Genomic DNA, 25,510 nt, shown 5'->3' with positions numbered 1-25,510 from the left:
AATGAGAATACTGATCCCATTGTTACTTCTGTGTGTTTCCCTGCCATCGTGGGCACAGCGTCAGTTTGATATCGAAGTGATCATCTTCAAACGTAACGTCGACGCGGAAAATACCAGTGAGTCCTGGCCAAATCATTTACCAGCCATTGAAATGAGCAATGTCGGCAGCCTGCAAAGTGACGCCTATCTGCAGTCCAAAGAGGTGACATTATTGCCGGCCTCTGACTACCAGTTGAACGCTCAGAAAGAGAAGCTTGACCGCCATGCCGGTTTTGAAGTGCTGAACCACATCGCCTGGCGTCAGGATGATCGCGGCAGGGCCAGCGCCCCGGTTTTCCGCATTTTGGGCGGGCACGATTATTCTGACCAGTACCACGCTGACGGCAGCGAAAAACACGGCAGTACCGCGGCCATTACCGATGATGGTTTTGTTGAGCAAACCATCGATGCCCCTTTGTACGAGCTGGACGGCAAACTACAGATCTACGTACAACATTACCTGTTTGCTGAAACAACCTTAGATCTGCGCCAGCCAAGTGTGCGCGAAGTCCACATTGAGGATCAAACCACCACTGAACCAATTACGCTGGCGGAAGATCAAATCAATGTACAGGAAGAGTCCGACAGCACCGTGCAAGTAGGTCATCTGGCTGACATTGCCCCAACCGTCACCGAAGAGAAATTCCTCAAAAGTTATCGGATGGAACAAAAACGCCGCATGCGCAGTGGTGAGACTCATTACCTGGATAACCCGCTGATGGGTATGATTATCCAAGTCAGACGTGTGGAGTAAAACACCAAGCGCAGCCTCTGGCTGCGCTTTTTAGTATTGGCTGCACTCTCCGCCTCAAGCAAACAGCAACAGGTTATGAACCCAGATTTCGAAATTATTACCCCTCGCCTAAAGTTAAGCCTCATCACTAACGACAGAGCACGAGAACTGCAACAACTGGTGTGTCAGTCACCGTCGCTGCATCAGTGGCTCGATTGGTGTCACGGAGACTTCACACTCAAGCAGGCTGGGGAGTTCATCCAGGCAACCCGGCTTAACTGGATTAGAATGGAGGCTTTTGGTTTTGGCGTGTATCAACGGGATAGTGCCGCGCTGATTGGAATGGTGGCAGTCAACGAGCTCTATCAAACCTTTAATATGGCCAGCATTGGCTACTGGGTTGGCGACCAATACCAACGACAAGGCCTGGCGTCCGAGGCAGTGGCGGCATTGGCTGAGCTGTGTTTTGCTAAGCTGGGATTGACCCGGTTAGAAGTTGTATGTGATCCGCAAAATATTGCCAGTCAGGCGCTGATTGAGGCGCTAGGCGCAAAAAAAGAAGCCCTCGCTCGTCACCGGTTTATCTATCGCGGCCAACCCAAAGATGGCCTTGTCTACAGCTTATTACCCAGCGACATTGAATAAAAAAAAACCACCGCCGGACGGTGGTTTACCTGTCTTTATCAGAGGTTGCCTAGTGCAGCTTCAGGTTTGGTCTTAACACTCGGTTAATGCGCCCTACCAGCATCATCAAACCGGTCTTGAACACCCCGTGCAGCGCCATCAAATGCATCCGATACAGTGAAATGTACACCACACGGGCGATGCGTCCTTCCACCATCATTGAGCCCTTGGTCAGGTTACCCATTAAACTGCCAACGGTAGAGAATCGGCTGAGCGAGACCAGAGAACCATGATCCTTGTAAACATACGCTTTCAGTTCACGAGCATTGATTTTAGCAACAATGTTCTTATAGGCCTGGGTGGCCATTTGGTGCGCAGCCTGAGCGCGGGGTGGCACAAACGAGCCGTCAGCCTGGGTGCACTGGGCCAAATCACCAATCACGAAAATGTCGTCATCACGCGTAGTCTGTAAGGTCTCTTTGACCACCAGTTGGTTAATCCGGTTGGTCTCCAGGCCAGCGATGTCCTTCATAAAGTCCGGCGCTTTAATCCCTGCCGCCCAAACCATGATTTGTGCCGGGATCTTATCGCCATCTTTGGTCGTCAGTCCGTCAGCGTCAGCCTGAGTTACCATGGTAGCCGTACGAACATTGACCCCCAGTTTAACCAGCTCCTGGTGCGCAGCAGAAGATATACGAGGCGGCAGGGCTGGAAGAATACGTTCACCAGCCTCAACCAAAGTCACATTTAGCTTACTTGAATCCAAATCTCCAAAGCCGTAAGTACGCAACTCTTTGACAGCATTGTGCAACTCCGCTGACAGTTCCACCCCTGTCGCGCCTGCCCCGACGATCGCAATATCGACGGTGCCATTGCCATTTTTGGCGTGCAACTTGAGAAACTCATTATTCATTTCCGTACGGAAACGGTGTGCCTGCTCCGGGCTATCCAGGAAAATACAGTTGTCGCGTACACCCGGAGTATTAAAATCGTTGGAAGTTGAACCAATCGCCAGAACAAGAGTGTCATATTCCAGTTCGCGCCTTGGCATCAGCAGCTCGCCCTGTTCGTCTTTCAACTCGCTTAGCACGATCACCTTGCGCTCGCGATCAATACTTTCCAAGCTGCCCATCTGAAAATCAAACGCATGATTCTTAGCATGCGCACGGTAGCTTAGCGCATCAACCCCCTCATCAAGCGACCCCGTCGCCACTTCATGTAACAGTGGCTTCCAAAGGTGGCTTGCCTTACGGTCAACTAAAGTGATTTGAGCTCGGTTTTTGCGACCTAATGTGCGACCCAGTTTCGTGGCCAGCTCCAGACCACCGGCGCCGCCGCCTACAACGATAATTCGTGTCACAATCTAATCCCCTACAAAAATGAATAAATGGGTTCCGTCCGACAACCGTCCAATACATTTCAGATATGTTGTCCAACCGAAGAATTTTTTGGTCTCTAGAGGCTTGTTCACCGTACAGATGCAAATCCACGCTGTTTCGACTGCATTATCTTGTTTAATTATTATAAATCGCTAGATTCTGCATCGTTCACATGGGGATTAAAGTGTCAGCAATCATGACTCCCGACAATAAACGGGCAAGTTCTCCGCTTGCTCTCAATTTTTTTTGATATTAATCAAATTAATTTGATTGGGTTCATTATATATGCCGATGCCCTTATGGCAACAAAAATCCTTACTTAATCTAAGAATTAGCTGATTTTCGTTATTGAAAGGTAACGCTCACGTGCCACAAGTGTGGCGAACTAGGGTGGAATGTCATGAAGTCTGCACAATTGCGCACTGAATATGACAACAGCGCACGATGGCGCTGTTGTCTTAATTGGAGGTGGATCCTTCTTGCTCAGTAAGAAGGAGAAGGCATATCATGCCTCTTTAAAGGCTTTCATCGTTTGCAGGTGATGAGAGATTTTCTTGAACTTGTGAGTTTGGGTATCGTCCCAAATGATCTGATAGTAATCCTGCAACTCACCTGCGGTCTTACTGTTATCATGCACTTCATCTTCACGCGAGAGGATGACCAGACAGCGATCCTTATTTTTGCTGCGGAATTTATCAACACACTTGGTGGCAATATCTTCGTACTCTTCTGGTCGGTCAATACGACCGGCCATATTGTTCTCCGGGTGCAAGTTCGGGTTAAAAATCACCTGTTTGATCCCACACAAAAAACCCACCCGTTCTGACCAGTAACCGCCGAGCCCTACCCCGCAAATCAGTGGATTAGGATCCTCAGACTGGTCGATCACTTTCTGGACTTCTTTCAGCAGATGTTGCATATCGTGCTTAGGATGCAGTGTACTGTAGTTAATGAAGCGCACGTCCTCATCGATAAACTGCAACTGCAAGACTTTTTCGTGATTGCCTGGGCTTGTGCTGTCAAAGCCATGCAAATAAATAATCATGTGTACCTCTCCCTGTATCAATCTGGTACTTAACCTTAAACTACCACTATTTCCTTACGGTTAAAGAGGGAATGGTCACTGAGTCTCAAAACAGTGATCTTCCATACATAATAAGTCTTTCAAATCATTCGCACTGGTTAAGTATTGCTCATCCTGCCATAAATTGTGAGCCAGCAAATACCAAAGCATTGCCATCAAGGTTGTTCTTGGCTGCCAAGCCTGTACGCCCTCCAGCCACAATGATATATCTTTAATTTCCCGTAAACGGCAATACTGCCTGACGGCCTCCTCGGCCGGAGCCTGAGCCAACTGGATCACCAAGGTCAAATCTAATCTTGGATCAGCAAGGGCTGCGTATTCCCAATCAATGACCTGGAGACCCCGCTCACCACGTACCAGGTTGTAACTACCGAGATCAAAATGACACAAAGCCTTAGGTACCTCACCAACCACAGGCGCAGTACGCCAACGTTGGTACAGTGCCTCAAACCGTGTGCCACAATATTCCGGCTCAAGCTGCGCCCAATAGTGATCCACTCTGGCAGAGTAAGAGAACGGGGCTATTGGCAGGGAGTCCGTAGGCAACTGGTGAATTCTGGCTGCAATTGCAAGTATTGAATCGAGTTCACCTAAGCTGGTGGGTAAAACCTCTCCTTCCAGCCAGGTCACCAGCAACCCTTGCTCACAGACATAAACCGGCTGCGGTGCCAGCCCGGTAGCGCGAACTGCGGACAATACCTGATATTCATTCTGGCGTGTGATGGAGAACACTTCACACACCTTACTCGCTGGTCGCCAGACATAACTCTGCCCGCAAGAGGTATCCAAACGCCAGCAACGGTTGGTTAAACCGCCAGTCAGCGTTTGGACTTTTGCCGGAGGCTCAATGAAGAAATCACCTAACACCTTGAGGCTAGGATCCAGTTGCTTTGCTTGCTGCCAAGAAAACCATGCCATGGCTGATTTCTCCGTTATTTGCCGTGTGAAAATCGCCGCCTACTTATAAGCCAAACAGGCTCTTCGACTGCTGTTTGCGGATTTCCGTCTCGTCTGCCCATTCAATTAAGCCAGTTTCCAAATCCATCAAACGCATGGTCATTTTGTAATAAACGTCTTTATCGCTTCCGGCATTTTTTACGATACTGGATAAGTTACCGTAAAGCATATACTGCGCACCGACCATTTTACCAAACTGAATTGCGGTACTCTGGTTCACCAGCTCATCATTATTTTGGAAGTTGAGCTGGTCACGCACCGATTCAACCCGGTCCATATCGACAAAACGGAACTTACCAGAGTTGAGCATTTTGGTTGAAATGGTATCAGTGACAGATTCGGTATCAATATGCTCACTGGTTTTGTTCTTGATCCGCTCGACAAACACGATTGGTCGCTGATCGCGGGTTATCGCAGCGACTGATCCCGACATCATCATGCTATCAACCATCTCTGCCGCAATTTTTTGTAGATCTGTAGAACCAAAGTCCACCGTTACCGTTTCAGTTGCCTGTGCGTCACCATAAGAGACTTTGTTTGCACAGCCACCCAAAACAACAGCAAGACCAAGTAGAGCAATAATACTTTTCTTCATGAGAGTTCCTTAATTATATAACCTAACCATGCCGCCAGATTTTTGATGGCGGCATAGCCGCTCAATTAATTGTCATCAGCTTCTCGGATCTGAACGCGGAACTGGGTTCCGGCCGGATTAACCGTAACTTCAGAGAGGGTTACTGATTCAAAGCCGCGCACAATAGTTTTGCGCCATGGGCCGGGTTTGGTGTTTACTTCCAACCCGCTGTTGTCATACCAATAAAAACGGTACAGAATGTGTTGGTCTCCCTGGAACTGGCTGGTCAAATTCACCACGCCACGCGGGCGATCATCAACATAAACCGTTTTGATCTCATCCACCAGCAACCTGCTGCCCAGTACTTTATCATTAAAAAAAACTTTCTGAGTTTGCCCATCGATTCGAATGCCTGCGGTGTTACCAGCACACCCGGCCAAACCAATCAACACAACCAAACTGATCAACCATGCTTTCATTACAATCTCCCTAGCTGCTTATGCCACACCGTGGCACTACCGCCCTGGCGAGACACCCAAACCAATGTCGTTTGCTGTTGTGGTACCTCAAATTGATACGCCAAATCCGCCACTTTCAGAGTCTGCTTGCCCGCACTGACCACCCGTGAAGCGGTTTGGACTTGTGCAGGTAAAGTCTGCCAACTGCGGGTATCTGGCTGCTCTGTTAAGGTGTTCCATACATTAAAGAGTAGATTACCAACCTCATCCCCTTTGGCACTTTCTTTGCGAATCCGGTCTTTGGCCCACACGCGTAATGCCTGACGTATAACCATTGCCGGTAAACGTTCGTTCAAATCATTGCTGGCCATGGCATTGATATCCGCCAGCAAATACGGCGTAATGCGCTGATCATTCAATGAGATGTCCACAAAGCGCTCTGTATTCCGGCCGGGATAGTAAGGTAACGCCAATGAGTAGATCGCCCCATCCCCGCGGCTATCATAAAGCGGCAAGTCAATCCGCCAGCCCTGCCGGGCCTCGACGACTCCTTGCTCTTCAATCACAATTACACGCCCCTGCTTATCGCCCAAGCCTGAGGATGCTTTACCGTAACGTTTTTCAAGCAGGCGAAGATCTTCACGCATCCCCAGCTTCTTCGCCATTTGCATGGTGCTTTCAATTATCTGGCGATTTTCCGGCATCACCGCCAGTGCACGTCGATAATCAACGTAGGCGCTGTTCCAGTCTCGTGATGCGTCATACAGCAGCCCGGACAGATAAAACAGATACCCATTCTGCACGGCACTTAACTTGTTTCCTGCGTCAGGATAGTTGGCGAGAATACTGCCTAAGTTGGCCGATACACCGTGCTTTCTCAGATCTTTTTCTGCCCGCGCAAGCTCTTGCTCACGCGTTTTTTTGGCCGCTTCCTGAACCTGGTTCGCCCGGCGCATCTCTACCAGAGCCCCCTCCAGATCGTTCTTTTGAAGATAGTTTAAACCGAGATAAAGATGTAGAAAGCCGAGTTCATAATCTGCGGGCTGGTAATCGTTGAGGTTATCATTGACCGCTAACGAGCCAAAGCTAACGGCCGTCTCAGACAGCGAAATGGTTGCACGTTCTTGTTGCGCCGTTACGGCACTTTCACTCAACTCCAGTGATTGGTGGCTGGTGGCATAATCTTGCGCCAGAAACGAAACCCGCCCCTGTTCCAGGTTGCCTAATAACTCGCCGCCAGTGTCACTCGATTGCAGCGACTGGGCTTTAGCGTAATCCCCGGCAACGAGCGCGTTGTAGACGGGTTGGTTTAGATTGCTGTAATGGCTAAATAGGTTACCTGCAGACAAATTGGCACAGCCGGTGGCAAGAAGGACCCAAACCGTCACGCTGGCCCATATTACACCTTGTTTCACATTTCTCTCCGCCAATAGGTCATCATTCGGACAAGTGGATGACGGCACGCCACCCACCCATATCATCAATTAACTTAACACCATAGGACCCAGTGGCCGTCCGCCTAACAGATGCATATGCACGTGGTAAACTTCCTGCCCGCCATGAGAATTACAATTAACGATCAAACGGTAACCGTCTTCTGCAATCCCCTCTTCCTTCGCCAGTTTTCTGGCAACGGTGAACAAACGTCCCATCACCGCTTCGTCATCTTCAACAACATCGTTGGTGGTCGGAATGACTTTATTAGGGATGATAAGTATATGACTTGGTGCGCGAGGGTTAATGTCACGGAACGCGGTCACGAGATCGTCTTGGTAGAGGATATTTGCCGGTATTTCCTTGCGAATAATTTTGCTAAAGATGGTTTCTTCCGCCATGGGTACTCCATTTTATTAGGTATATAACCTGATTAGTATGCGCCAAGGAGATCGCGAGCTCAATAAAAAACAGTGTTCACTTAACATTATCAATATAAGCACGGGCGGGAAAGTTTTTTTTGTCGCCCGCGTCATAAAACGTGCGCCTCAAACACCATACAATTCAAACAATTTTGTTAAATTTTTTAGACAACTCTTATTTATTTTGTCTGTTTTTGGGAGAGGACGCTAATTTATGCGTGGATCAGTTATTAAAAGGATGTATGCCGGCTTCGCGCTGATCATCATTCTGTTTGCTGTCACTATTGCCATCATGCTGGGGGGAATGAACGACATTCATGGCAAGTTTGAAACCGTTTCAAAGACATCGTTACCTCTGGTGTCATTATCCAACCAAACCAGTGTCGAACTGTTGTCGGCAGACAAATCGTTCAAAGACTTCTTAACCACCGAAAATAAACAACGCATGGACAATATGCGTCAGGCATTTGTCAAATCTCAGCAAAAGTTTGATGCCACGTTGACTCAACTGGAAACGGCAAGCCAGAGCTATCCGTCACTTTCCGAACCGTTTGCTCAGCTAAAAGAGTTGCAGCAGGGTTATTTTGCCGAAGCGAAAGAAGCAATGGACAACTATGAAGCAATGTTTGCCGCTCAGGAAGAAGTCCAGAAGTCATCACGTCGCTTCCAAAAACTCAACAATGAACTCTCGGTCGGGCTGAAAGACTACATTGCCGACCAGTCGAGTATTTCAGTCAAAGTTATGGCCAAAAGCTACTTCATCAAACTCAAGGATGCCGAGATCATCACCTCAGACGCACTGGCCAGCTCCAATCCTGAGTTCGTTACCAAAGCAGTGGCGAAAAACCGCAAAGCGGTCACCCACCTCAACTACGCCTTCCGCGGACTGGCAGCTCAGTTACCGGCTCTAGAAAAAGCCTTTGGTGAATCTGTTGACCATTTCACACGAGACGTGGGCATGCGAGGCGGCGTGTTGGATCAGCACAACAACTACCTACAAGCTCGCGCGGCACTGTATAACAATATTGCCAGCCTGGCGATGACCGTTGATTCGACCATGGCCATCCTTGAGCAGTTTACGACTACTGCTACCGACGAGCTCAACAACTCACTATCCGACGCGGGTCAGATCTACAGCAACGGCGTGACGAAAGCCATAATTATTGCCATCGGGGTCGCGTTGTTTGCGACGGCAGTCGGTTACCACATTGCGCACAGCGTACGTGAGCCTTTAACCCGCATTCTGAATGTACTGGAAAGCCTGACTAAAGGCGACATGACCCAGCGGATCGAGAACAAGCACAACAATGAGTTCAGCCGTGTCAGTGACCATATCAACTCCCTGGCTGACAACTTACACAATATTCTGGTGCGGTTAAATGGTGCCTCTGAGAATCTGTCAAATACCGCATCTCAGAACGAACAGACTTCTTCTCAGGCACAATCACAGCTCAGTAGCCAGCGTGAGCAAACTGCTAATGTGGCAACAGCAATGACTGAAATGTCTCACTCAGTGCAGGAAGTGGCACAAAATGCACAGAGCTCGTTGGAGATGGTACAAAAAGTCGAATCAGCCTCCGATCAGGGTAGACATATTATGAACAGCAATATTTCTACCATCAATCAGCTGGAAACACGCCTTAATGAATCGGTTTCAGCCGTATCAGAACTGCAGAGAATGAGCGGCCAGATTGGCTCCATTCTCGATGTTATCCGCAATATCGCCGAACAGACCAACCTGCTGGCGCTGAATGCTGCCATCGAGGCGGCTCGTGCCGGTGAACAAGGCCGTGGCTTTGCCGTGGTTGCCGATGAGGTGCGGGTACTGGCTTCGAAAACCACGCAGTCAACCACTGAAATTGAATCGATGATCAGCAACTTGCAGTCCAGCTCTCAATCCGCCAGCCATGTCATTCAGAGCTGCATGAGTGATATGGAAATGTCGGTCGAGCAAGCCTCAAAAGCGAACAGCTCGATGGAAGAGATTCAGGCGCTGATTATCGAGATCAGTCAGATGAGCACCCATATTTCTCAGGCGGCTGGTGAACAGAGTGAAACCTCCGCCGACATTGCACGTAGTATCGAAGATATCAACAATATCGCAGACCAAAGCTACCATGCCATGTCGAGTATTGCAGAAACCAGCGAGTCCCTGACTCAGCTTGCCCACCAACAATACGAACTGGTGCATCGGTTCAAGTTGTAATAGTTCGACCTTCACATCAACTGAACCATTACTCATGACCTAAGGGTGACTTTTTATAAAGTCACCCTTGTTTTTTCATGGGTATGGCTACATATGAATACTATGGCTTGCATATGCTTTTCTACTCCCTTTTAGAGCAAGCCAAATAAGAAGGAAAATCTATGGCTGTTCATGTTGGTATCATCGACCAGGATCCTGTAAGGCTGGTCACTCCGTTATTAGATAATCGTACTATCAGTTCACATATTGTCTTCATTGGTGATAAAAGCCAGTTAGACCTTTTCCAGCGACTGAGCACCGTGTTGACGCAACGCGACATTACCAGCGAATTTTTTGAAATTCCTTCTGATGTAAACACTTCATTAATTAAGCAATCTATCCAAACTTTGGCCAAAGATCTGCAGAGTCGTGGCGTCGATATCAAGCTCAATGCCAGCTGTGGCTTACGACACCGGCTCCTCTCGGTGTATGAGGTATTTCGTACCTATCACTGGCCGATTTTCGTTGTCGAGCCAAACAGTGACAAACTGTGCTGGTTGTACCCTGATGGTAAACAAGATTCTCAGGTAGAAGATCACATTACGATTTCCGATTACCTGACCATTTTCGGTGCCCGGGGAGAGTTCAATTACGTTGAACTGCCACCTCAACTGGATCAGAAGTTGTATCAACTGGGGGAACGTTGGGCATCAAATGCGCTGGAATTAGGACCTGGTTTAGCCACCCTCAACTACCTGGCTACGACTTGCCGAAAAGAACAAAAACTTGACGTTGAACTGTCTGAAAAGCAGCAGGGTTACCGTGAGCTGAATATGCTCATCAGTGACCTGGTTGAAGCCAATATCGCCACCTATAGCAATGGTGTGCTGACCTTTGCCAACGAAGACGCAAGGCGTTTCTCTAACGGAGAGTGGTTAGAAACCCTGGTGAACAGCACGGTCAAACAGATCCAGGACACCATGCCAACCATTCAGGATCGTTCACTCAATGTGCAGGTCTATCGTACGCTGGGTGAAAAAGAAGTGCGTAACGAACTGGATGTGGCCACCGTGGTAAACAACAAGCTACACATCATCGAATGTAAGACCAAGGGAATGCGTGATGATGGCGACGACACCCTGTATAAACTGGAATCACTCCGTGATTTGCTCGGCGGCCTACAGGCACGAGCAATGCTGGTAAGCTTCCGGCCGCTGCGCTACAACGATATTACCCGTGCGGAAGATTTAGGCCTCGCGCTTATCGGCCCGGATGAGCTCAAAGATCTTAAATCCCACCTAACTGCGTGGTTTAAAGCCGCCGGTGGCTCAGACGAAATCTAAAGCCCTGTCCATATCCGGACAACCATAAAGCAGCTCAACCGAGCTGCTTTTTGCTACCTGCTCTGACGAAACACTTTGGCACGGCGGTAAATAGAAAAAGCCAGAGGCGAACCTCTGGCTTTTCCCGTTTGTTTAAATATTGCTTGCCGAAGAACTACAGCATCTTACGTGCTGCCTCAACCACAACTTTGATTGAGCGTGCTTCGGTTTGTTTCAGTGTTGAATGATCTGGGATTTCTTTCTGGGTACGGTTGATAATAACGCCGGCTACACAACCTGCTTTCAAACCCGAGCTGGCACACATGGTCAACAATGTTGCAGATTCCATTTCAAAGTTAAGAACCCCCATGTCTTGCCACTCTTGCATAGAACCTTTAAAACGGCGAACCACACGACCGGAGAAAGTATCGTAACGTTCCTGGCCAGGGTAGAAGGTATCACTTGATGCCGTTACACCGGTATGTACCGTTGCACCACTCTCTTCAGCAGCTGCTTTCATCGCGGTAGCAACATCAAAATCGGCAACAGCAGGGAACTCCATTGGAGCGAAGTGAAGGCTTGCACCGTCCAGACGAACTGAACCGGTTGTTACAATCATATCACCAACGTTCACATCCGGCTGAATTGCGCCTGTGGTACCTACACGCAGGAAGGTACGAACACCCAGTTGTGCCAATTCTTCAACCGCAATAGAAGTTGAAGGGCCACCGATACCGGTTGAACAAACCACTACAGGCTTACCATCTAGCTCTGCACGGTAAAGCGTATATTCACGTTGACTTGCTAGAAAAACCGGGTTCTCCATTTCTTCTGCAATTTTTTGTACACGTGCAGGATCTCCCGGGATAATTGCCAGAGTTGCACCATTAAGATCTGCTTCAGTAATACCTAGGTGGAATACAGCTTGAGACATGTGTCGCTCCTTTTTCTGGCTTATTCGTAGACGATAAGCTCATTAATAAGTTGTTGGGTACCAATGCACTGTAGCGGACCTTTTCTAAATTTAGAGTGACCTTAGTCACAATGACAAAATGCAATAAACCTACATTTTCATCGCAATAAAGCATTGATCACATTTCATGCCAGAAAATATCATCTTATTGCATACCGACAAGACCTCCAGCAAATAAAACGATCAGCGTAACTCGCTCTCTGGTGCCAATAAAAAGCCCGTCACACTCCGATTGCTCCGGGACGTGACGGGCGATTAATCTTGCTTCTATTGCAAAGAGACTAATAGTGAAACAATCACCTGTCCTGCTTGGACTCAAAGCGCAATAACCTCAACGCATTGAGTGTCACTAGTGCCGTCGCCCCACTGTCAGCCAGAACCGCTACCCACAGGCCGGTAACACCGAGTAAACTTGTCACCAGAAAAACCCCTTTCAGCCCCAACGCCAACGCCACATTCTGACGAATGTTATTCAGGGTGGCGCGCGATAACTCGATCATAGCCGGCAGTTCTGTCAAACGACTGTGCGATAAGGCGGCATCAGCGGTTTCCAGCGCAACATCGGTTCCTCCTCCCATCGCCACCCCAATACTGGAGGCTTTCATCGCAGGCGCATCGTTGATGCCATCTCCGACCATAGCGACAGTGCTGTGCTGCGCCAACTGCTCAACATAATGAACTTTATCCCCGGGTAATAAACCCGCCTGATAATCCAGGCCAATCTGCGTGGCAATCGCCTGCGCACTCAGAGGATTATCGCCGGTTAGCATCACGGTAGAAATACCCATACGATGCAAACTGGCAATTGACTGTTTTGCATCGGGACGAAGACTGTCTTGCCAGGCTAGGCCACCCACGACCTCATCATCATAACGTACGACGACGACGGTTTTCCCTTGCCCCTCGAGGCTTTCGATCCACTCGGTCAGGGATACATCCAACGCAACGTTGATACGTGAGGGCGCGACCACCTGTACGGCCTTCCCCTCAACTACCCCTGTGACACCACAGCCCACCTGAGCAGCTCTCTCCTGCGCGTGTGGAATTGAGATATTTTGTGTTTGAACATAATTGACTAAGGAAACAGCAAGTGGATGACTGGATCCCATTTCAACCGAGGCACTGAGAGCCAGGAGCTGCTGCTCACTTATTCCCAGGCTACGGACATCGGTCAATTCAGGTTTGCCCTGAGTCAAGGTTCCGGTTTTATCAAACGCGACAGCATCCACTTTACCGAGTAGTTCCAGGGCCGCACCACCTTTGATCAGGGCACCACGCTTCGCCGCAGCCGCCAGGCCGGAAGTAATGGCCGCAGGGGTTGAAATCACCAGCGCACATGGGCAAGCAATCAACAGCAAGGCCAAGCCACGATAGATCCAGGTTTCCCAGGGTTGAGCAAACAACACCGGTGGAGTCACTATCACTAACAATGCCACCAGCATCATCAACGGCGTGTACCAGCGACTGAATTTATCGAGAAAGCGTTCAAGTGGCGCTTTACGTGACTCTGCATCTTCAATCAAATGCAAGATACGATCTATGGCATTTTCACCTTGACGCGATATCACCTCAACCCGGATCACTTTGTCTACCACTACCGCGCCTGCCAGAATTTTGCTGCCAAACGCATGTTCAACCGGCAATGATTCTCCGGTGAGTGCACTTTCATCCAGACTTGCAGCCGAGGTGAGCAACTTACCATCGGCAGGCATACGCGCCCCTGGGGCAACCTCAATCACATCGCCCGGCTGTAGCTGGTCAGCGGCAATTTCACGACGGTGTTCACCCTCGATCACAATCGCATTCTCCGGGACTAGATCCATCAGCGCTTGCACACCACTCCGGGCTCTTGACGATGCGTAAGCCTCCAGCTTTTCACCAATAAGGAAGAGTAATAGCACCATCGCCGCTTCCGCCGTTTCCCCTAAATACAATGCGCCTACCGCTGCGACGCTCATAAGGGTCTCAATGGCAAAGGGTGTCCCGCTCCGCGCCAGTTGAATGGCTTTTTTCACTATCGGATAAAGGCCTAACAAGCAGGTCAGGGTGAACAGGCCACTGCTCAATTGTGGTAATGGGCCAGACAAGACAGCAGCGATCACCATCGCCGCCGCAATAACCAGGATTTGCCAGTTGCCGGTGACGATGTCCAGCCAGCTTTGGGGTTGTGGTTTTTTCTTCGGTGTATCTGTCGTACTCAGAGTAAATCCCGTTTTTTGTGCTATTTGTTCGATCATAGCTGGCAATGTATGGCTGTCCGCATCCACGACCAGCTTTTCAGTCGCAAACAACACCTTTACTCCAACGACACCATCAATCGCAGAAACGGCTTTTTCCAACTTACGGGCGCAAGATGGACAGTCCATACCGCTCACAAGCCAACTATGACGAGTTGAGAAACCGGATCGCCCGGCTGGGCTTTCTTCATCGTCAGGAGCGGTGGCACAACTACCAGCGCAACACTCGCCATTAGACGAGAGCTCACCCGACTGGCTAATATTTAAAGTAGGAGCTGCCGAACTACAACACGAATCCGACCCACTGTGACGCGAGGCAGAGCTGACTTTGTCTGACTGGCAGCCTTGATGTTTGGTACACATAATGTCTTCCTTATTGGTAACTCTTCACCCTTAAGGATAAACCCTAGAGTCAGCTCTAAGGTCAAGAGTCTTTTGCCCATAAAGCGATTTTAAAACTCTCTTAGCAACCAAACCTCTGTTATCTGGCGATATTTCAGCCCCTTACTAAGGCATATTTCTCTCCCGGGAAAACAAAAAGGCGCCTCAGCGCCTTTTGTCTGTTTCTCAGCTGTCAGGGCTTACACCGGATGAGCGAAGCACTCGTTTAAGCTTGCATTTATGGCAGTCAGCACATCGCGACGCGTAATTACACCAACCAACTTACCATTGTCATCCACCACCGGATACACTTTAGGTTTGCCAACCTGCATCATATCTGCCAGTTCAATGATCGACATTTCCGGCGACACAGTCAGCACGTCTTTATGCATACACTCTTCCACCGTATTGATATCTTGGCAGTAATAACTGGCTGTAAGCAAATTATCCAACAGATCTTGTTCGGATAAAAAGCCCACTACTTTTTTGTCCTCATCAATCACCGGACCACCTAAATTAACACTTTGAATGACTTTACTTAGTGCTGCAGTCAACGGCATCGTTTTGGTAAAGGTGACCGCCTGCAATGTCATGTAATCTTTTACTTTTAGTGAGTTCATTAATCTCTCCTTAGCGGCGCTTGTGCTGCCTTTAAGATAAGTGTCGTCCAATTTCTTGAATTTACTAAATGGAAATAACTGATTTTATCCATAGGCAATATCTATAACGCAAACCTTACCGCTACGCGACCTCTCCAGACAACCGACAACACCGAGCTCCTATACCGGATCAATACGTCAGTTCAGAGCCACAAAACTCTTTAGACATCTTAATAATAAACCAAGCTCCACCTGACAAATAATGTGTAATTGACGCAAATATTAGTCAATTTGAATCATCTTGTGAGCCATGCTACCATTTCATTCGTCTACAAAACATTTGTATTCAAACTAATTGGAGGGCAGTTTTGTTGTCTTACCGAGTTTGGTAGGACGTAAATAAAAAACGAAACGATCATATTTATGGAAAATGCATTAAAAAAGTACAGTATCGAAACCACTGACTATCAGGTAGGTCAGGACAACGTCCAAAAATGGGGATTCGATATTCACAACCCGGTATTTGGTATTAGCGCCGGCCTTGTCATTATTAGCCTAATCTCACTTCTTATCGTAGAACCTTCGACCGCAAGAGACGCGTTAAACGGCCTCAGAAACGGCATCATCGAAGATTTCGACCTCTTTTTCATGTGGGCAACCAACTTTTTCCTCTTCTTTGCCATAGCGTTACTGCTATCCCCACTGGGCAAGATCCGCATCGGGGGCCGGGAAGCCGCGGCCGAATACTCCACGATTTCGTGGCTATCGATGCTGTTTGCTGCCGGTATGGGTATCGGGCTGCTATTCTGGAGTGTCGCCGAACCAACGGCCTACTTTACTGACTGGTGGGGAACACCGCTGGACGCCGAAGCCTACAGTGAAGAAGCTAAATCGCTGGCGATGGGGGCGACCCTTTTTCATTGGGGCATTCACGGTTGGGGTATTTATGCGATTGTGGCACTAGCACTGGCTTTTTTCACCTATAACAAGGGATTACCACTTTCTCTTCGCTCTGCCTTTTACCCGGTATTTGGTGATAAAGCCTGGGGTTGGTTAGGTCATGTGATTGATATTATGGCGGTACTGGCCACCCTGTTTGGTTTGGCGACGTCACTTGGCCTCGGAGCCCAGCAGGCCACCAGCGGCATCAACCACGTCTTCGGTACGGATGGCGGAATCGGCATGCAAATGGTGGTGATCGGTTTTGTTACCTTCATTGCGGTGCTATCGGTCATTCGCGGCATCGATGGCGGGGTGAAAGTGTTGAGTAACATCAACATGGCGGTGGCATTTGGCCTGCTCATCTTTATCATCGCGATCACCTTTGATACCGCACTGGCCTCATTGTGGGATACCACACTGGCGTATGCACAAAACATCATTGCACTAAGTAATCCACATGGCCGTGAAGATACCACCTGGATGCACGGTTGGACAGTATTCTACTGGGCTTGGTGGATTTCATGGTCACCTTTCGTCGGCATGTTTATCGCCCGCATATCGAAAGGCCGTACCGTACGAGAGTTCTTATTTGCGGTGATTATGATCCCAACCATCGTCACCCTGATTTGGATGTCGACATTTGGTGGTATCGCGCTGGATCAAGTGGTCAATAAAGTCGGTGAGCTCGGTGCCCATGGGCTGACAGACATTTCACTGACCCTGTTCCACGTTTATGACGCACTGCCATTTAGCTCTGCCATCTCGGTACTTTCGATTGTCTTGATCCTGGTGTTCTTTATTACTTCATCAGACTCCGGCTCATTGGTAATCGATAGCATTACCGCCGGGGGTAAGATTGACGCTCCGGTTCCCCAGCGTATTTTCTGGGCGTGTATTGAGGGTGCGATTGCTGCTGTAATGCTGTGGGTCGGCGGTAAAGAAGCCCTGCAGGCATTGCAGTCTGGTGTGGTAGCCACCGCACTGCCGTTTACTTTTGTCCTGCTGTTGATGTGCTTCAGCCTGATCAGGGGCTTAAAAACGGAACTGCCTGCTTATCAATACTAAACAAAACGGGAGCAAAAATGCTCCCGTTTTTATATCCGCCCACGTTTACCTGGCCTGCGGCTTTATGGCTCCGGCCAATGGTAGGTCAGTTTAAGTGTCGCGCAATCAACGTCGTTCTGCTCAATGAAAAAACGGCTAAACTGCAACCCCAGAGACCATTGGCCGCTAAGGTGATAACCCACCTCCAGACCCGCATAGACATCGAAACCGTCCAACTTGGTATTTAGGGTTGTCCCCTGATAGCGGCTGTCAATGTCCGTTTGCCAAAACAATCCACCAAAACTGGCTTTTGAATACCAGGTGTCATCACTCCAAAAACGGTAACCTAAATCCAAACCGACCCCACTGATCAGGATCGGCGTAACCAGAGCGACACTTTGATGGTACTCCCCCGGCGTCGTAGTTGCAGCTTTTACCGTTGCACTGCCTTGGCCCATATCCAGATAGCGCAGAGTCGCAGACCAATGGTCACTTAACATCAGGCCAACTCCAAGCGAATAGTAGACATCGCTATCATCACTGTCTACCAAACCGGCTGTGCTCTCAGTGTTGCGATTATCAGCAAAACTAGCGCCGAGATCGGCTTCAACAAACCATTCTGCCTGGCTGGGAAAACTCAGGGCGGCCAGTATCACCAGCCCCCTTGCTCTGCCTGCATTACGCAGACAGGCAATCAAAGCCATGAGTAACATCGACCATCCTCCCAACATCCCGCCTGATGTATTTTCAACTTCTGCGTCGTAGACCAAAGCAACCTCCACCACAACCTGACCCGAGTCCTCCAGGCCGTGCGGATCCCGGATCACGTAGGTCAGACTGTCCTGCCCTTCAAATCCAGGGAGCGGAGTGTAAGTGATACTCTGATCCTCATTGATCGCCACTTGGCCGTGTAGCACTTGCACCGACATCACCCGTAGCGTTTCCCCTTCCGGATCACTATCGTTACTGAGTACTGGGATCACAAGAGCGGTGCGATCATCAGTCTCTGCACGGTCGTTGACCGCCACCGGGTTTTGGCTGTTGACCACGTTTACCGCAACCTCCGCTGAGCCGGTTCCGCCGCTGCCGTCGGTGACACTGTAAATAATCGTATCCTGGCCGTAGAACTGATCCGCGGCTAAGTAATGGAGCTGATTGTCAACAATGGTTACCGTGCCAAAGTCTGCCGCCACGTGACTTATCGTCAGTGGCTGGCCGTCCGCATCGGTGTCATTGTCCAAGGCATCAATCATCACCTGTCCGTTGCGACTGACAATTGCTCTGTCATCAACAGCTTGTGGCAATGCATTGTTGCTGGCTCGGACGGCGACACCACCAGGGTCGATCACACTGCCGTTGGCTTCGCCGTCATCATCGTTCGGACCGCCATCTTCGATGGTCAGCTGAACGCACCAGTGCCCTTCGGTCAAGCCAGCGCTCCAGCGGCTGTCCCCCGGGGGAGGACAGTAACCCGCTTCGCCTTCCGTCGAGGCTACCGAGTTAGCCGCATCCTGGACGAAGTCAGTCCAGCCAAGCCCTTCGCGATACTTGCGGTATACCGCATTAGCCGGCACAGGCAAACGTTGCGGGAACACCAACTGGTAACTCTGACCGGCCTGAGGCAAGCCGTAGGCAACGAAATCGAAAATACCACCGATATTTTCTGCCTCGTCATCCTGCGTCAGTTCCGATAACAACAGTTCTGTGCCACCTGTCTGGTTTTCCAGCACGGTAACCCCTTTGCGCAAGCATACTCCAGGCTGGCCTTCGACTAAGTAACGGTCGGTATCCGCAACGCGTTGCTGCACGACGTTACAATCGGCAATGGCGTCGAGATAATCCGGGATACCGTCATTGTCGCTGTCACTATGCCCTTCCTGGGCATCCGGGATCAGGTCTCCATCGCTGTCTTCTTCACCCAACACTGCCAGCACAGGCACCACCTCGACGAACACATCGGCACTGACCGATAACGGCTCCTGAGCATCGTCCGTGACCACCAGCTTGAGACGGTAGAGTGCAGAACTCAGTTGCTGCGGTGAGAAGCTTAATGAAGCGCTGGTTTCCTGTCCGGCAATCAACGCCTGCATATCACTGTTTTCCGTGGTCCAGGCAAAAGTATGCTGATCTTGAGTATTCGCATCAGATACGGTTGCACGGATGGTGACCTCCTCTTCATTGCTGACGACTTTGCTGCGTAGCTCACCGGCCTGAGATACCGCAAGCGACACTTTGGGCGCCACGTTCTGTTCGTAAACCGTCAATACTAACTGGTGCTTACTGCCCAGATTGAGCGATGGTTCCAGTTCAATCACCAAGGTTTCGGTGCCTTCACTGAGCTCATCGCTGAGCACATCGAACACGATTTCCCCTTCAGTCCCACTCTCGATCACCACTTGACCGTCAGCCAGGGTGTGGTCGGCCACATCACTGCTGCCGGATACCGTGTAAGGGATAACCAAAGGATAAACCGGTGCCGGGCCGTTAAGGTGCACCGAAACGGCATGATGCGATCCCTCCGTAGTTTCACCATCCTTCTGAATACTGATCAAAGGATGTACCGTCACGGTCTGACTGGCCTGAGCCACATTGCCGTCTGAATCCTGCGTACTCCAGTAAATGGTATTCACGCCTGGGCGGAAGAAGGTTTGATTGTCAACCAGTGACACCGGCAGCGGCGCACCTGTGCTGTCAAATGCCACGGCCGTGCCCAAATCCGCCTTGGTAAACAGTGACGTTGCATTGATTTCGACGTCTTCAGGCGCGGTGATGATTGGGGCATCCAGCTTATTACTGGTGATGGTCACCGTCGCCTTGGCCTTCGCCTTACCTCCGTTACCATCAGTAACCCCGTACTGCACCGTTACTGTGCCGATACTTGCCATCTCCAACTGAACCTGGTTTTGCTGCACGCTGACATCACCAGCAGTCGACTTCACCCAGTCAAGCGTCAGGCTATCCTGATCGATATCGCTGTCGTTGCTCAAAACGTCAAGTAAGTAGCGGCTGGTGTCATTGGCGGTAAAGACATAGCTGTCATCGACAGCGTTCGGCGCATCGTTAACATTGTTTACCCGGATGCTGAATGCCGGTAACGACACGGTCTGTTCGCCATCAGAAACACTGATACGAATGTTTTCTGCCACGCCGACATGCTCGTTACCCGGAGTGCCGCTGAGCAGTCCAGTTGCCGGATTAAAGCTCGCCCAGGTAGGAGAGTTCGCAATCGAGAAGCTCAGGCTGTCGCTGTCCACATCACTGGCTGTAGGCGCAAAGCGATACGGCATGTCTTGATCAATCACGAGCGTCGGGGTACCGCCAATGGCTGGCGCATCATTCACGTTGATGACAGTAATGCTAAACGCCGCCAAGGCAGCACTGGCCGCGCCATCTGAGACAGAAATCACGATGCCGCTGTAGCTGCCAACATCATCATTACCCGGCGTACCCGCCAGCGTGCCACTTGCGGTATCGAAACTGGCCCAGGATGGCTTGTTACTGATACTGAAGCTGAAGGTCTGGCTGTCTACGTCGCTGACCGCTGGTGTGAACAGATAGCCAGTATCTTCATTCACCTGCGTGGCCGGAGTCCCGGAGATGACCGGTGCATCATTGACATTGTTGACCATCACGCTGAACGCCGGCAAGGAAACCGAGGCTGTACCATCCGACACCGAAATCGTGATCCCGCTGTAGCTACCGACATCACCATTGCCCGGCGTACCACTTAGTGCCCCGCTAAGCGGGTCAAACTGCGCCCATGCAGGCAGGTTGACAACACTGAAGCTGAGCGTATCGCTGCTGTCATTGTCGGTCGCCTGCGGCAGGAACTGGTAGAGCGTGTCCTCATCAGCCTGAGTGGATGGAGTCCCGGTGATCTCGGGTAGATCATTCACGGCGGCAACATCGATACTTACCGTCGCGGCCAGGGAATCTAGCTCACCGTCATTAGCCAGGTAGGTAAAACTGTCCTCGCCGAAGTAGTCAGCACTCCCTTGATACACCACTTGGTCGTTGCTCAGTTCAACACTGCCGTGATTCGGTTGCGTCACGAGCCGGTACGTCAGCTCGGACTGCTCAATGTCGCTGCCTTTCAGGATGATCGTCAGTGGGGTGTCTTCTTCTGCGCTGGCGCTCAACGCTGCGGCACTTGGCGCATCGTTGACAGCGGTAACCGTGATGTCAACCCGCGCCGGATCCGAATCCAGCTCACCATCGCTGGTCCGGAACAGGAAGTGATCCGCACCATTGAAATGCGCTTCCGGCGTATAACGCCAGCTGTTGTCACTCAATTGTTCCAGCGCACCATGGCTGACAGACTCAGTTACCGTGTAAAGCAAGCTGCTGTCTTCCACATCAGTGCCACTGAGCGTGATCACCACATTGCTGTCTTCTGCCAGTGTCACCGCCTGCGCGGTTGCCGTTGGTGCATCATTAACCGGCATCACCGTCATGGTCACGGTTGCCACATTGGAGGTCGCCCCGGCGATATCCGCCACAGTATAAGTGAAGGTATCATCGCCGAAATAATCCTGATTGGCGGTATAAACCAACGCGCCTGAATCGGTCACGGTCACCTGGCCGTTATCGGGTGCTTTCACTATGACCACCATGGAGAGATCAAAGCTGTCTCCACGGTCGACATCGGTATCATTACCCAGGACATTGACCTCAATTGAGCCTTCCTCCTTTACCTGAGCGGTGTTATCGACCGCTATGGGCGCATCATTGACCGGGGTAAGATTGACACGAACCGTTGCGGCCTGCGAGGCCAGTCCGTCACTGTCGGTCAGAATGTAGCTAAAGCTGAACGAGCCGTTTTCGTCCTGTGCCGGGGTAACCGACAAACGCCCGTCGGAAAGTACTGCTACGCTGGCTTTGGCATAGTTCCCCGCGCCACTACCCTGGTCTTCCAGCGTGATGTTCTCTGCACTGAAGGCGCTATCTTCGACATCTGAGTCGTTGGTCAAGATATCCAGGGTCACGGCCACATCTTCTTCAGTCGTAACACTGTCATCCCCGGCCACAGGGCGGTCATTGATCGCACCGATATTCACCGAGATGGTCGCAGGTGCAGACACACTGCCTTCACTGTCGGTGATGGTGTAGGTGAAGTAGTCCGTACCGACTTGGTTGTCATTCGGCGTATAGACCAACGTTCCTGCCTGTTGATCAATTTCTGTGCTGCCTTTTCGTGGCTCGGTAACCAGGGTAATATCACCAGTTGGTTTTCCGTCTTCCACATCACTGGCCGACTCACGGATCGTGAGTGCCTCACTGGAGGTATCCTCGTCAATCGTAATCGAGAAGTTCCCGACATCAGGCTGGTCGTTAACCGGGGTGATGGTCACGGTGACCGTCGCTGGCTGAGACTCATTCAGGCCCGCGTCCTTAACGGTATAGGTAAAGCTATCCTGGCCGTTTTGGTTTTCATCAGGGGTATAGAGCGCATAGCCATTGGTGATGGATACCGCCCCCTTCAAAGGCTGGCTAATCAATGCTGCGGATGAAGTGACCATGTCACCCTCAGGATCAGTGTCGTTTTCCAGCAGGTTAATGGTTACAGCCTGATCTTCAGCCGTGGTTGCCTGATCATCTAGCGCCGTTGGTGCATCGGCCACCGGATTGATAGTAAGCGTGACGGTTTGCTCGTCTGATTTTGCGTTTTGGCTATCAACTACCCGGTAAGTGAAACTGTCACTGTGGTTTTCGCTGCCATCATGCTGATAAGTAAAATTGCCGTATTGGCTGAACGTCAGCACGCCATATTCCGGCTCAGTCACCAACACCATATGTAACGTATCACCACTGTCAAGGTCATCATCGGAGGCGGTACTACCCAGCCCTTCAGCGATACCAACAGACAGTAATTCCGCTTCATCAAGCGTGAATACAAAATCCTGACCGACCGGAGCATCGTTGGTGTTCACCACTTCAATGCTGAAACTGTCCAGCGAATCCTGATCGCTGCCGTCAGAGACACTGATCTGGATATCCGGATACTTGCCGACATGTTGATCTAACGGCGTGCCGCTCAATGTGCCGGTGGTTGGGTCAAACGTCGCCCAAGCCGGTTTCTTGGTGATACTGAAGTTCAGTGAATTGCCGTCAGCATCACTGGCTGTAGGCACAAAACGATACGACGTGTCTTCGTCAATCACTAGCATCGGCGTTCCGCTGATTATCGGTGCATCATTGACATTATTGACCGTAATACTGAAAGCGGGCAATGCAACCGAGGCTGTCCCGTCGGAAACCGAAATCGTGATCCCGCTGTAACTGCCGACGTCATCATTACCAGGAGTACCAGCTAGAGTACCCTTAGCGGTATCAAAGATGGCCCACGAGGGCTTGTTGCTAATGACGAAGCTGAAATCCTGGCTCTCTACGTCATTGACCGTAGGCGTGAATAAATAGGCACTATCCTGATTAACCTGCGTAGACGGACTGCCAGTAATCACTGGCACATCATTGACACTAGATACGGTGACGCTCACTGTCTTATCAACACTAAAACCGCTACCATCCACCAAGTTAACGGTAAAATTATCCTTACCGTTATAGTTTGCTTCTGGTGTATAGACTATCTCCGTACCATTGATTGCAATGGTTCCATGATTTGGTGCACTTTTCTCACTCGCTGTTACGATATCGCCATCCACATCAGTGAAGCTAAAAGTCATGGTTTGGCTGATATCTTCATCAGTATTCATTGTTGGACTGATCAATATTACTGGTTCATCATTGACCGCATTAACCCTTATATTTACTGATGCTGAAGCGCTGTAGTCCTCCTTCTCAGCATCCCATCCCTGCCAATCAAAACTGTCACTACCATTAAAATCTTTTTCAGGTGTATAGATCAAATGTTCTATATCACTTTCGTAAAATAAATCTCCAACAGTTACTGGCACATTAATTAGTGCTAATACTCCATTTGAAGGTAACGACGTAACCTTTATATGCTCAAATATGCTGGTGCTGAAGTCCTCTGGCAGTAGGGTTAACGTGCTGTCCTCATCTACTGCTTTCTTTGATGACAAATTACTGGAGTACTCGAGAGTGGCTGGGATTATTTTCTGCACCCAATCATTACTATTAACGGAACAACTGGGGCCCGTATTATAATAATCATACCCAAGTAAAATAACGTAGCCACTTCCATATTCAATTACGCCTACATGTGCAGCATCTACATCACCGTATATTGGAGTGAAGGGCTCTGGTATATTCGAAGCATCAAACATATCAGTGGCACTAAAGTTTTCTAAGGTTGCGTTATACTCTGAATTTTCAAAAGGAGTGCCTGACGCATTCTCAATATTTAACGTAGTCACACCGCTAGAAGGCACACTCTTGAGCTCAAAAGGCGAGTCCCAATCAAAGATCTTATTTATAAATGTGGCATCATCAGGCCCACTAGTACCCGTCATCATCATCACCCCACCATCACCAATCCATTTCTTTAGGGTATTTTGGGCATCTTCTGGAAAAAAACCGGCATCAGTAGGACTGACTGATTCCATATCGGTCATAAAAAAAATGTCCGTATTGTTTAATCTATCTTTTAATGTACCATCCGTAAAATTAACAATTGAATCATTAATAGTGTAATCAGCACCAGCATCAATGGAAGCTTGTACAATTGCAATCAAGTTATCATTCTCAGTGCCACATCCACCTGAGCCATTAATATTGGGCTGATTAAATATTGCAACCTCAGTGCTTGAATACACCGATTGTGAAATAGTCCCCAATAACAAACCTATTAGTATTTTTTTACTGACGTTTGATTTAGCTTCGTCCATATTATATTCCTTATAATTGAACACCATGCGATAAATATTTTTATTAGTCGGATATTTCCTAAAGAAATAAGGCTTTATTCGCTGGAACTAAGAAAGGTTCGCTGCAAGCAACTCCATATAAGCCAATGTGCACCATCATGATTACTACTTACATCTCTTACTCATCCAAATATGAGCATAGTTGCAGTTAGGTCCGTTGCAAGTTAGCTGCGAGCCATTTGTGATATCGTTGTTAAAATGATTGAAAGTTGTGGTGAGGGTTGTACAAGGATGGGCACAATGCCTTATGAGATAATCTTGGCGGGTAGTATCAAA

16 protein-coding genes are annotated in these 25,510 nt (G+C 49.6%); 5 read left to right on the top strand and 11 right to left on the bottom strand.

The annotated features are described in order from the left end of the window. Position 1 precedes the first annotated feature (1 nt). The gene (locus P2G85_RS07895; protein ID WP_275863548.1) at positions 2-793 is read left to right on the top strand and encodes a peptidoglycan binding protein CsiV; all 792 of its coding nucleotides are present in this window, start codon (positions 2-4) and stop codon (positions 791-793) included. A 75-nt stretch (positions 794-868) separates the two neighbouring features. After that, positions 869-1,417 (top strand): GNAT family protein, encoded by a 549-nt coding sequence (locus P2G85_RS07890; protein ID WP_275863547.1) that lies wholly within the window; start codon positions 869-871, stop codon positions 1,415-1,417. Positions 1,418-1,466: 49 nt separating this feature from the next. Here the strand turns inward: P2G85_RS07890 and P2G85_RS07885 are convergent, their stop codons facing one another. The 7 genes from P2G85_RS07885 to hinT all read right to left on the bottom strand — a co-directional run bounded on the left by P2G85_RS07885 (position 1,467) and on the right by hinT (position 7,683). Next, on the bottom strand, positions 1,467-2,756 hold the full coding sequence (locus P2G85_RS07885) for an NAD(P)/FAD-dependent oxidoreductase (protein WP_275863546.1): 1,290 nt from the start codon (positions 2,754-2,756) through the stop codon (positions 1,467-1,469). A 524-nt stretch (positions 2,757-3,280) separates the two neighbouring features. Continuing rightward, positions 3,281-3,820 carry an alpha/beta hydrolase YcfP gene (gene ycfP / locus P2G85_RS07880; RefSeq protein WP_275863545.1) on the bottom strand — a complete coding sequence of 180 codons (540 nt, stop codon included), beginning with the start codon at positions 3,818-3,820 and terminating at the stop codon, positions 3,281-3,283. A 75-nt stretch (positions 3,821-3,895) separates the two neighbouring features. Next, on the bottom strand, positions 3,896-4,777 hold the full coding sequence (locus P2G85_RS07875; RefSeq protein ID WP_275863544.1) for a phosphotransferase: 882 nt from the start codon (positions 4,775-4,777) through the stop codon (positions 3,896-3,898). Between the two features lie 43 nt (positions 4,778-4,820). Further along, the gene (gene lpoB / locus P2G85_RS07870) at positions 4,821-5,411 is read right to left on the bottom strand and encodes a penicillin-binding protein activator LpoB (RefSeq protein ID WP_275863543.1); all 591 of its coding nucleotides are present in this window, start codon (positions 5,409-5,411) and stop codon (positions 4,821-4,823) included. A 65-nt stretch (positions 5,412-5,476) separates the two neighbouring features. Beyond that, the gene (locus P2G85_RS07865) at positions 5,477-5,869 is read right to left on the bottom strand and encodes a YcfL family protein (protein ID WP_275863542.1); all 393 of its coding nucleotides are present in this window, start codon (positions 5,867-5,869) and stop codon (positions 5,477-5,479) included. Then, complete coding sequence (locus P2G85_RS07860) at positions 5,869-7,329, bottom strand: hypothetical protein (RefSeq protein ID WP_275863645.1); 1,461 nt, start codon at positions 7,327-7,329, stop codon at positions 5,869-5,871. Before P2G85_RS07860 ends, P2G85_RS07865 begins: the two co-directional genes overlap by 1 nt. 3 nt (positions 7,330-7,332) lie before the next feature. Continuing rightward, on the bottom strand, positions 7,333-7,683 hold the full coding sequence (hinT, locus tag P2G85_RS07855) for a purine nucleoside phosphoramidase (protein ID WP_275863541.1): 351 nt from the start codon (positions 7,681-7,683) through the stop codon (positions 7,333-7,335). 235 nt (positions 7,684-7,918) lie between these two features. Here hinT and P2G85_RS07850 point away from each other — a divergent pair, with 235 nt between their 5' ends. Together P2G85_RS07850 and P2G85_RS07845 are read left to right on the top strand one after the other, a co-directional pair. Further along, complete coding sequence (locus P2G85_RS07850; RefSeq protein ID WP_275863540.1) at positions 7,919-9,910, top strand: methyl-accepting chemotaxis protein; 1,992 nt, start codon at positions 7,919-7,921, stop codon at positions 9,908-9,910. Between the two features lie 161 nt (positions 9,911-10,071). Continuing rightward, a complete protein-coding gene (locus P2G85_RS07845; protein WP_275863539.1) occupies positions 10,072-11,232 on the top strand; it encodes a DUF1887 family protein in 1,161 nt (386 codons plus the stop codon). Between the two features lie 154 nt (positions 11,233-11,386). Here P2G85_RS07845 and udp read toward each other — a convergent pair whose 3' ends face one another. The 3 genes from udp to P2G85_RS07830 form a co-directional block, all read right to left on the bottom strand. After that, positions 11,387-12,145: a uridine phosphorylase gene (udp, locus tag P2G85_RS07840; protein WP_275863538.1), complete on the bottom strand. Its 759-nt coding sequence runs from the start codon at positions 12,143-12,145 to the stop codon at positions 11,387-11,389. A 335-nt stretch (positions 12,146-12,480) separates the two neighbouring features. Continuing rightward, positions 12,481-14,784 (bottom strand): zinc/cadmium/mercury/lead-transporting ATPase, encoded by a 2,304-nt coding sequence (locus P2G85_RS07835; protein ID WP_275863537.1) that lies wholly within the window; start codon positions 14,782-14,784, stop codon positions 12,481-12,483. A 218-nt stretch (positions 14,785-15,002) separates the two neighbouring features. Then, complete coding sequence (locus tag P2G85_RS07830) at positions 15,003-15,422, bottom strand: CBS domain-containing protein (protein ID WP_275863536.1); 420 nt, start codon at positions 15,420-15,422, stop codon at positions 15,003-15,005. Positions 15,423-15,824: 402 nt separating this feature from the next. Between P2G85_RS07830 and P2G85_RS07825 the strand changes: the two genes are divergently transcribed. Beyond that, positions 15,825-17,408 (top strand): BCCT family transporter, encoded by a 1,584-nt coding sequence (locus tag P2G85_RS07825; RefSeq protein WP_275863535.1) that lies wholly within the window; start codon positions 15,825-15,827, stop codon positions 17,406-17,408. Positions 17,409-17,470: 62 nt separating this feature from the next. Here P2G85_RS07825 and P2G85_RS07820 read toward each other — a convergent pair whose 3' ends face one another. Beyond that, positions 17,471-24,634, bottom strand: coding sequence for an Ig-like domain-containing protein (locus P2G85_RS07820; RefSeq protein WP_275863644.1), 7,164 nt, complete (start codon positions 24,632-24,634; stop codon positions 17,471-17,473). Positions 24,635-25,510 lie beyond the last annotated feature (876 nt).

Source organism: Vibrio sp. CAU 1672, assembly GCF_029223195.1.
Classification (GTDB): domain Bacteria; phylum Pseudomonadota; class Gammaproteobacteria; order Enterobacterales; family Vibrionaceae; genus Vibrio.
This window is presented reverse-complemented; position numbering and strand designations above follow the sequence as displayed.

What these genes read in the sequence shown, in the direction of transcription:
- P2G85_RS07895 (WP_275863548.1), top strand. Translation starts at nt 2, where the DNA reads ATGAGAATACTGATCCCATTGTTACTTCTGTGTGTTTCCCTGCCATCG.
- P2G85_RS07890 (WP_275863547.1), top strand. Translation starts at nt 869, where the DNA reads ATGAACCCAGATTTCGAAATTATTACCCCTCGCCTAAAGTTAAGCCTC.
- ycfP (WP_275863545.1), bottom strand. Translation starts at nt 3,820, where the DNA reads ATGATTATTTATTTGCATGGCTTTGACAGCACAAGCCCAGGCAATCAC.
- P2G85_RS07875 (WP_275863544.1), bottom strand. Translation starts at nt 4,777, where the DNA reads ATGGCATGGTTTTCTTGGCAGCAAGCAAAGCAACTGGATCCTAGCCTC.
- lpoB (WP_275863543.1), bottom strand. Translation starts at nt 5,411, where the DNA reads ATGAAGAAAAGTATTATTGCTCTACTTGGTCTTGCTGTTGTTTTGGGT.
- P2G85_RS07865 (WP_275863542.1), bottom strand. Translation starts at nt 5,869, where the DNA reads ATGAAAGCATGGTTGATCAGTTTGGTTGTGTTGATTGGTTTGGCCGGG.
- P2G85_RS07860 (WP_275863645.1), bottom strand. Translation starts at nt 7,329, where the DNA reads ATGATATGGGTGGGTGGCGTGCCGTCATCCACTTGTCCGAATGATGAC.
- hinT (WP_275863541.1), bottom strand. Translation starts at nt 7,683, where the DNA reads ATGGCGGAAGAAACCATCTTTAGCAAAATTATTCGCAAGGAAATACCG.
- P2G85_RS07850 (WP_275863540.1), top strand. Translation starts at nt 7,919, where the DNA reads ATGCGTGGATCAGTTATTAAAAGGATGTATGCCGGCTTCGCGCTGATC.
- P2G85_RS07845 (WP_275863539.1), top strand. Translation starts at nt 10,072, where the DNA reads ATGGCTGTTCATGTTGGTATCATCGACCAGGATCCTGTAAGGCTGGTC.
- udp (WP_275863538.1), bottom strand. Translation starts at nt 12,145, where the DNA reads ATGTCTCAAGCTGTATTCCACCTAGGTATTACTGAAGCAGATCTTAAT.
- P2G85_RS07835 (WP_275863537.1), bottom strand. Translation starts at nt 14,784, where the DNA reads ATGTGTACCAAACATCAAGGCTGCCAGTCAGACAAAGTCAGCTCTGCC.
- P2G85_RS07830 (WP_275863536.1), bottom strand. Translation starts at nt 15,422, where the DNA reads ATGAACTCACTAAAAGTAAAAGATTACATGACATTGCAGGCGGTCACC.
- P2G85_RS07825 (WP_275863535.1), top strand. Translation starts at nt 15,825, where the DNA reads ATGGAAAATGCATTAAAAAAGTACAGTATCGAAACCACTGACTATCAG.
- P2G85_RS07820 (WP_275863644.1), bottom strand. Translation starts at nt 24,634, where the DNA reads ATGTTTGATGCTTCGAATATACCAGAGCCCTTCACTCCAATATACGGT.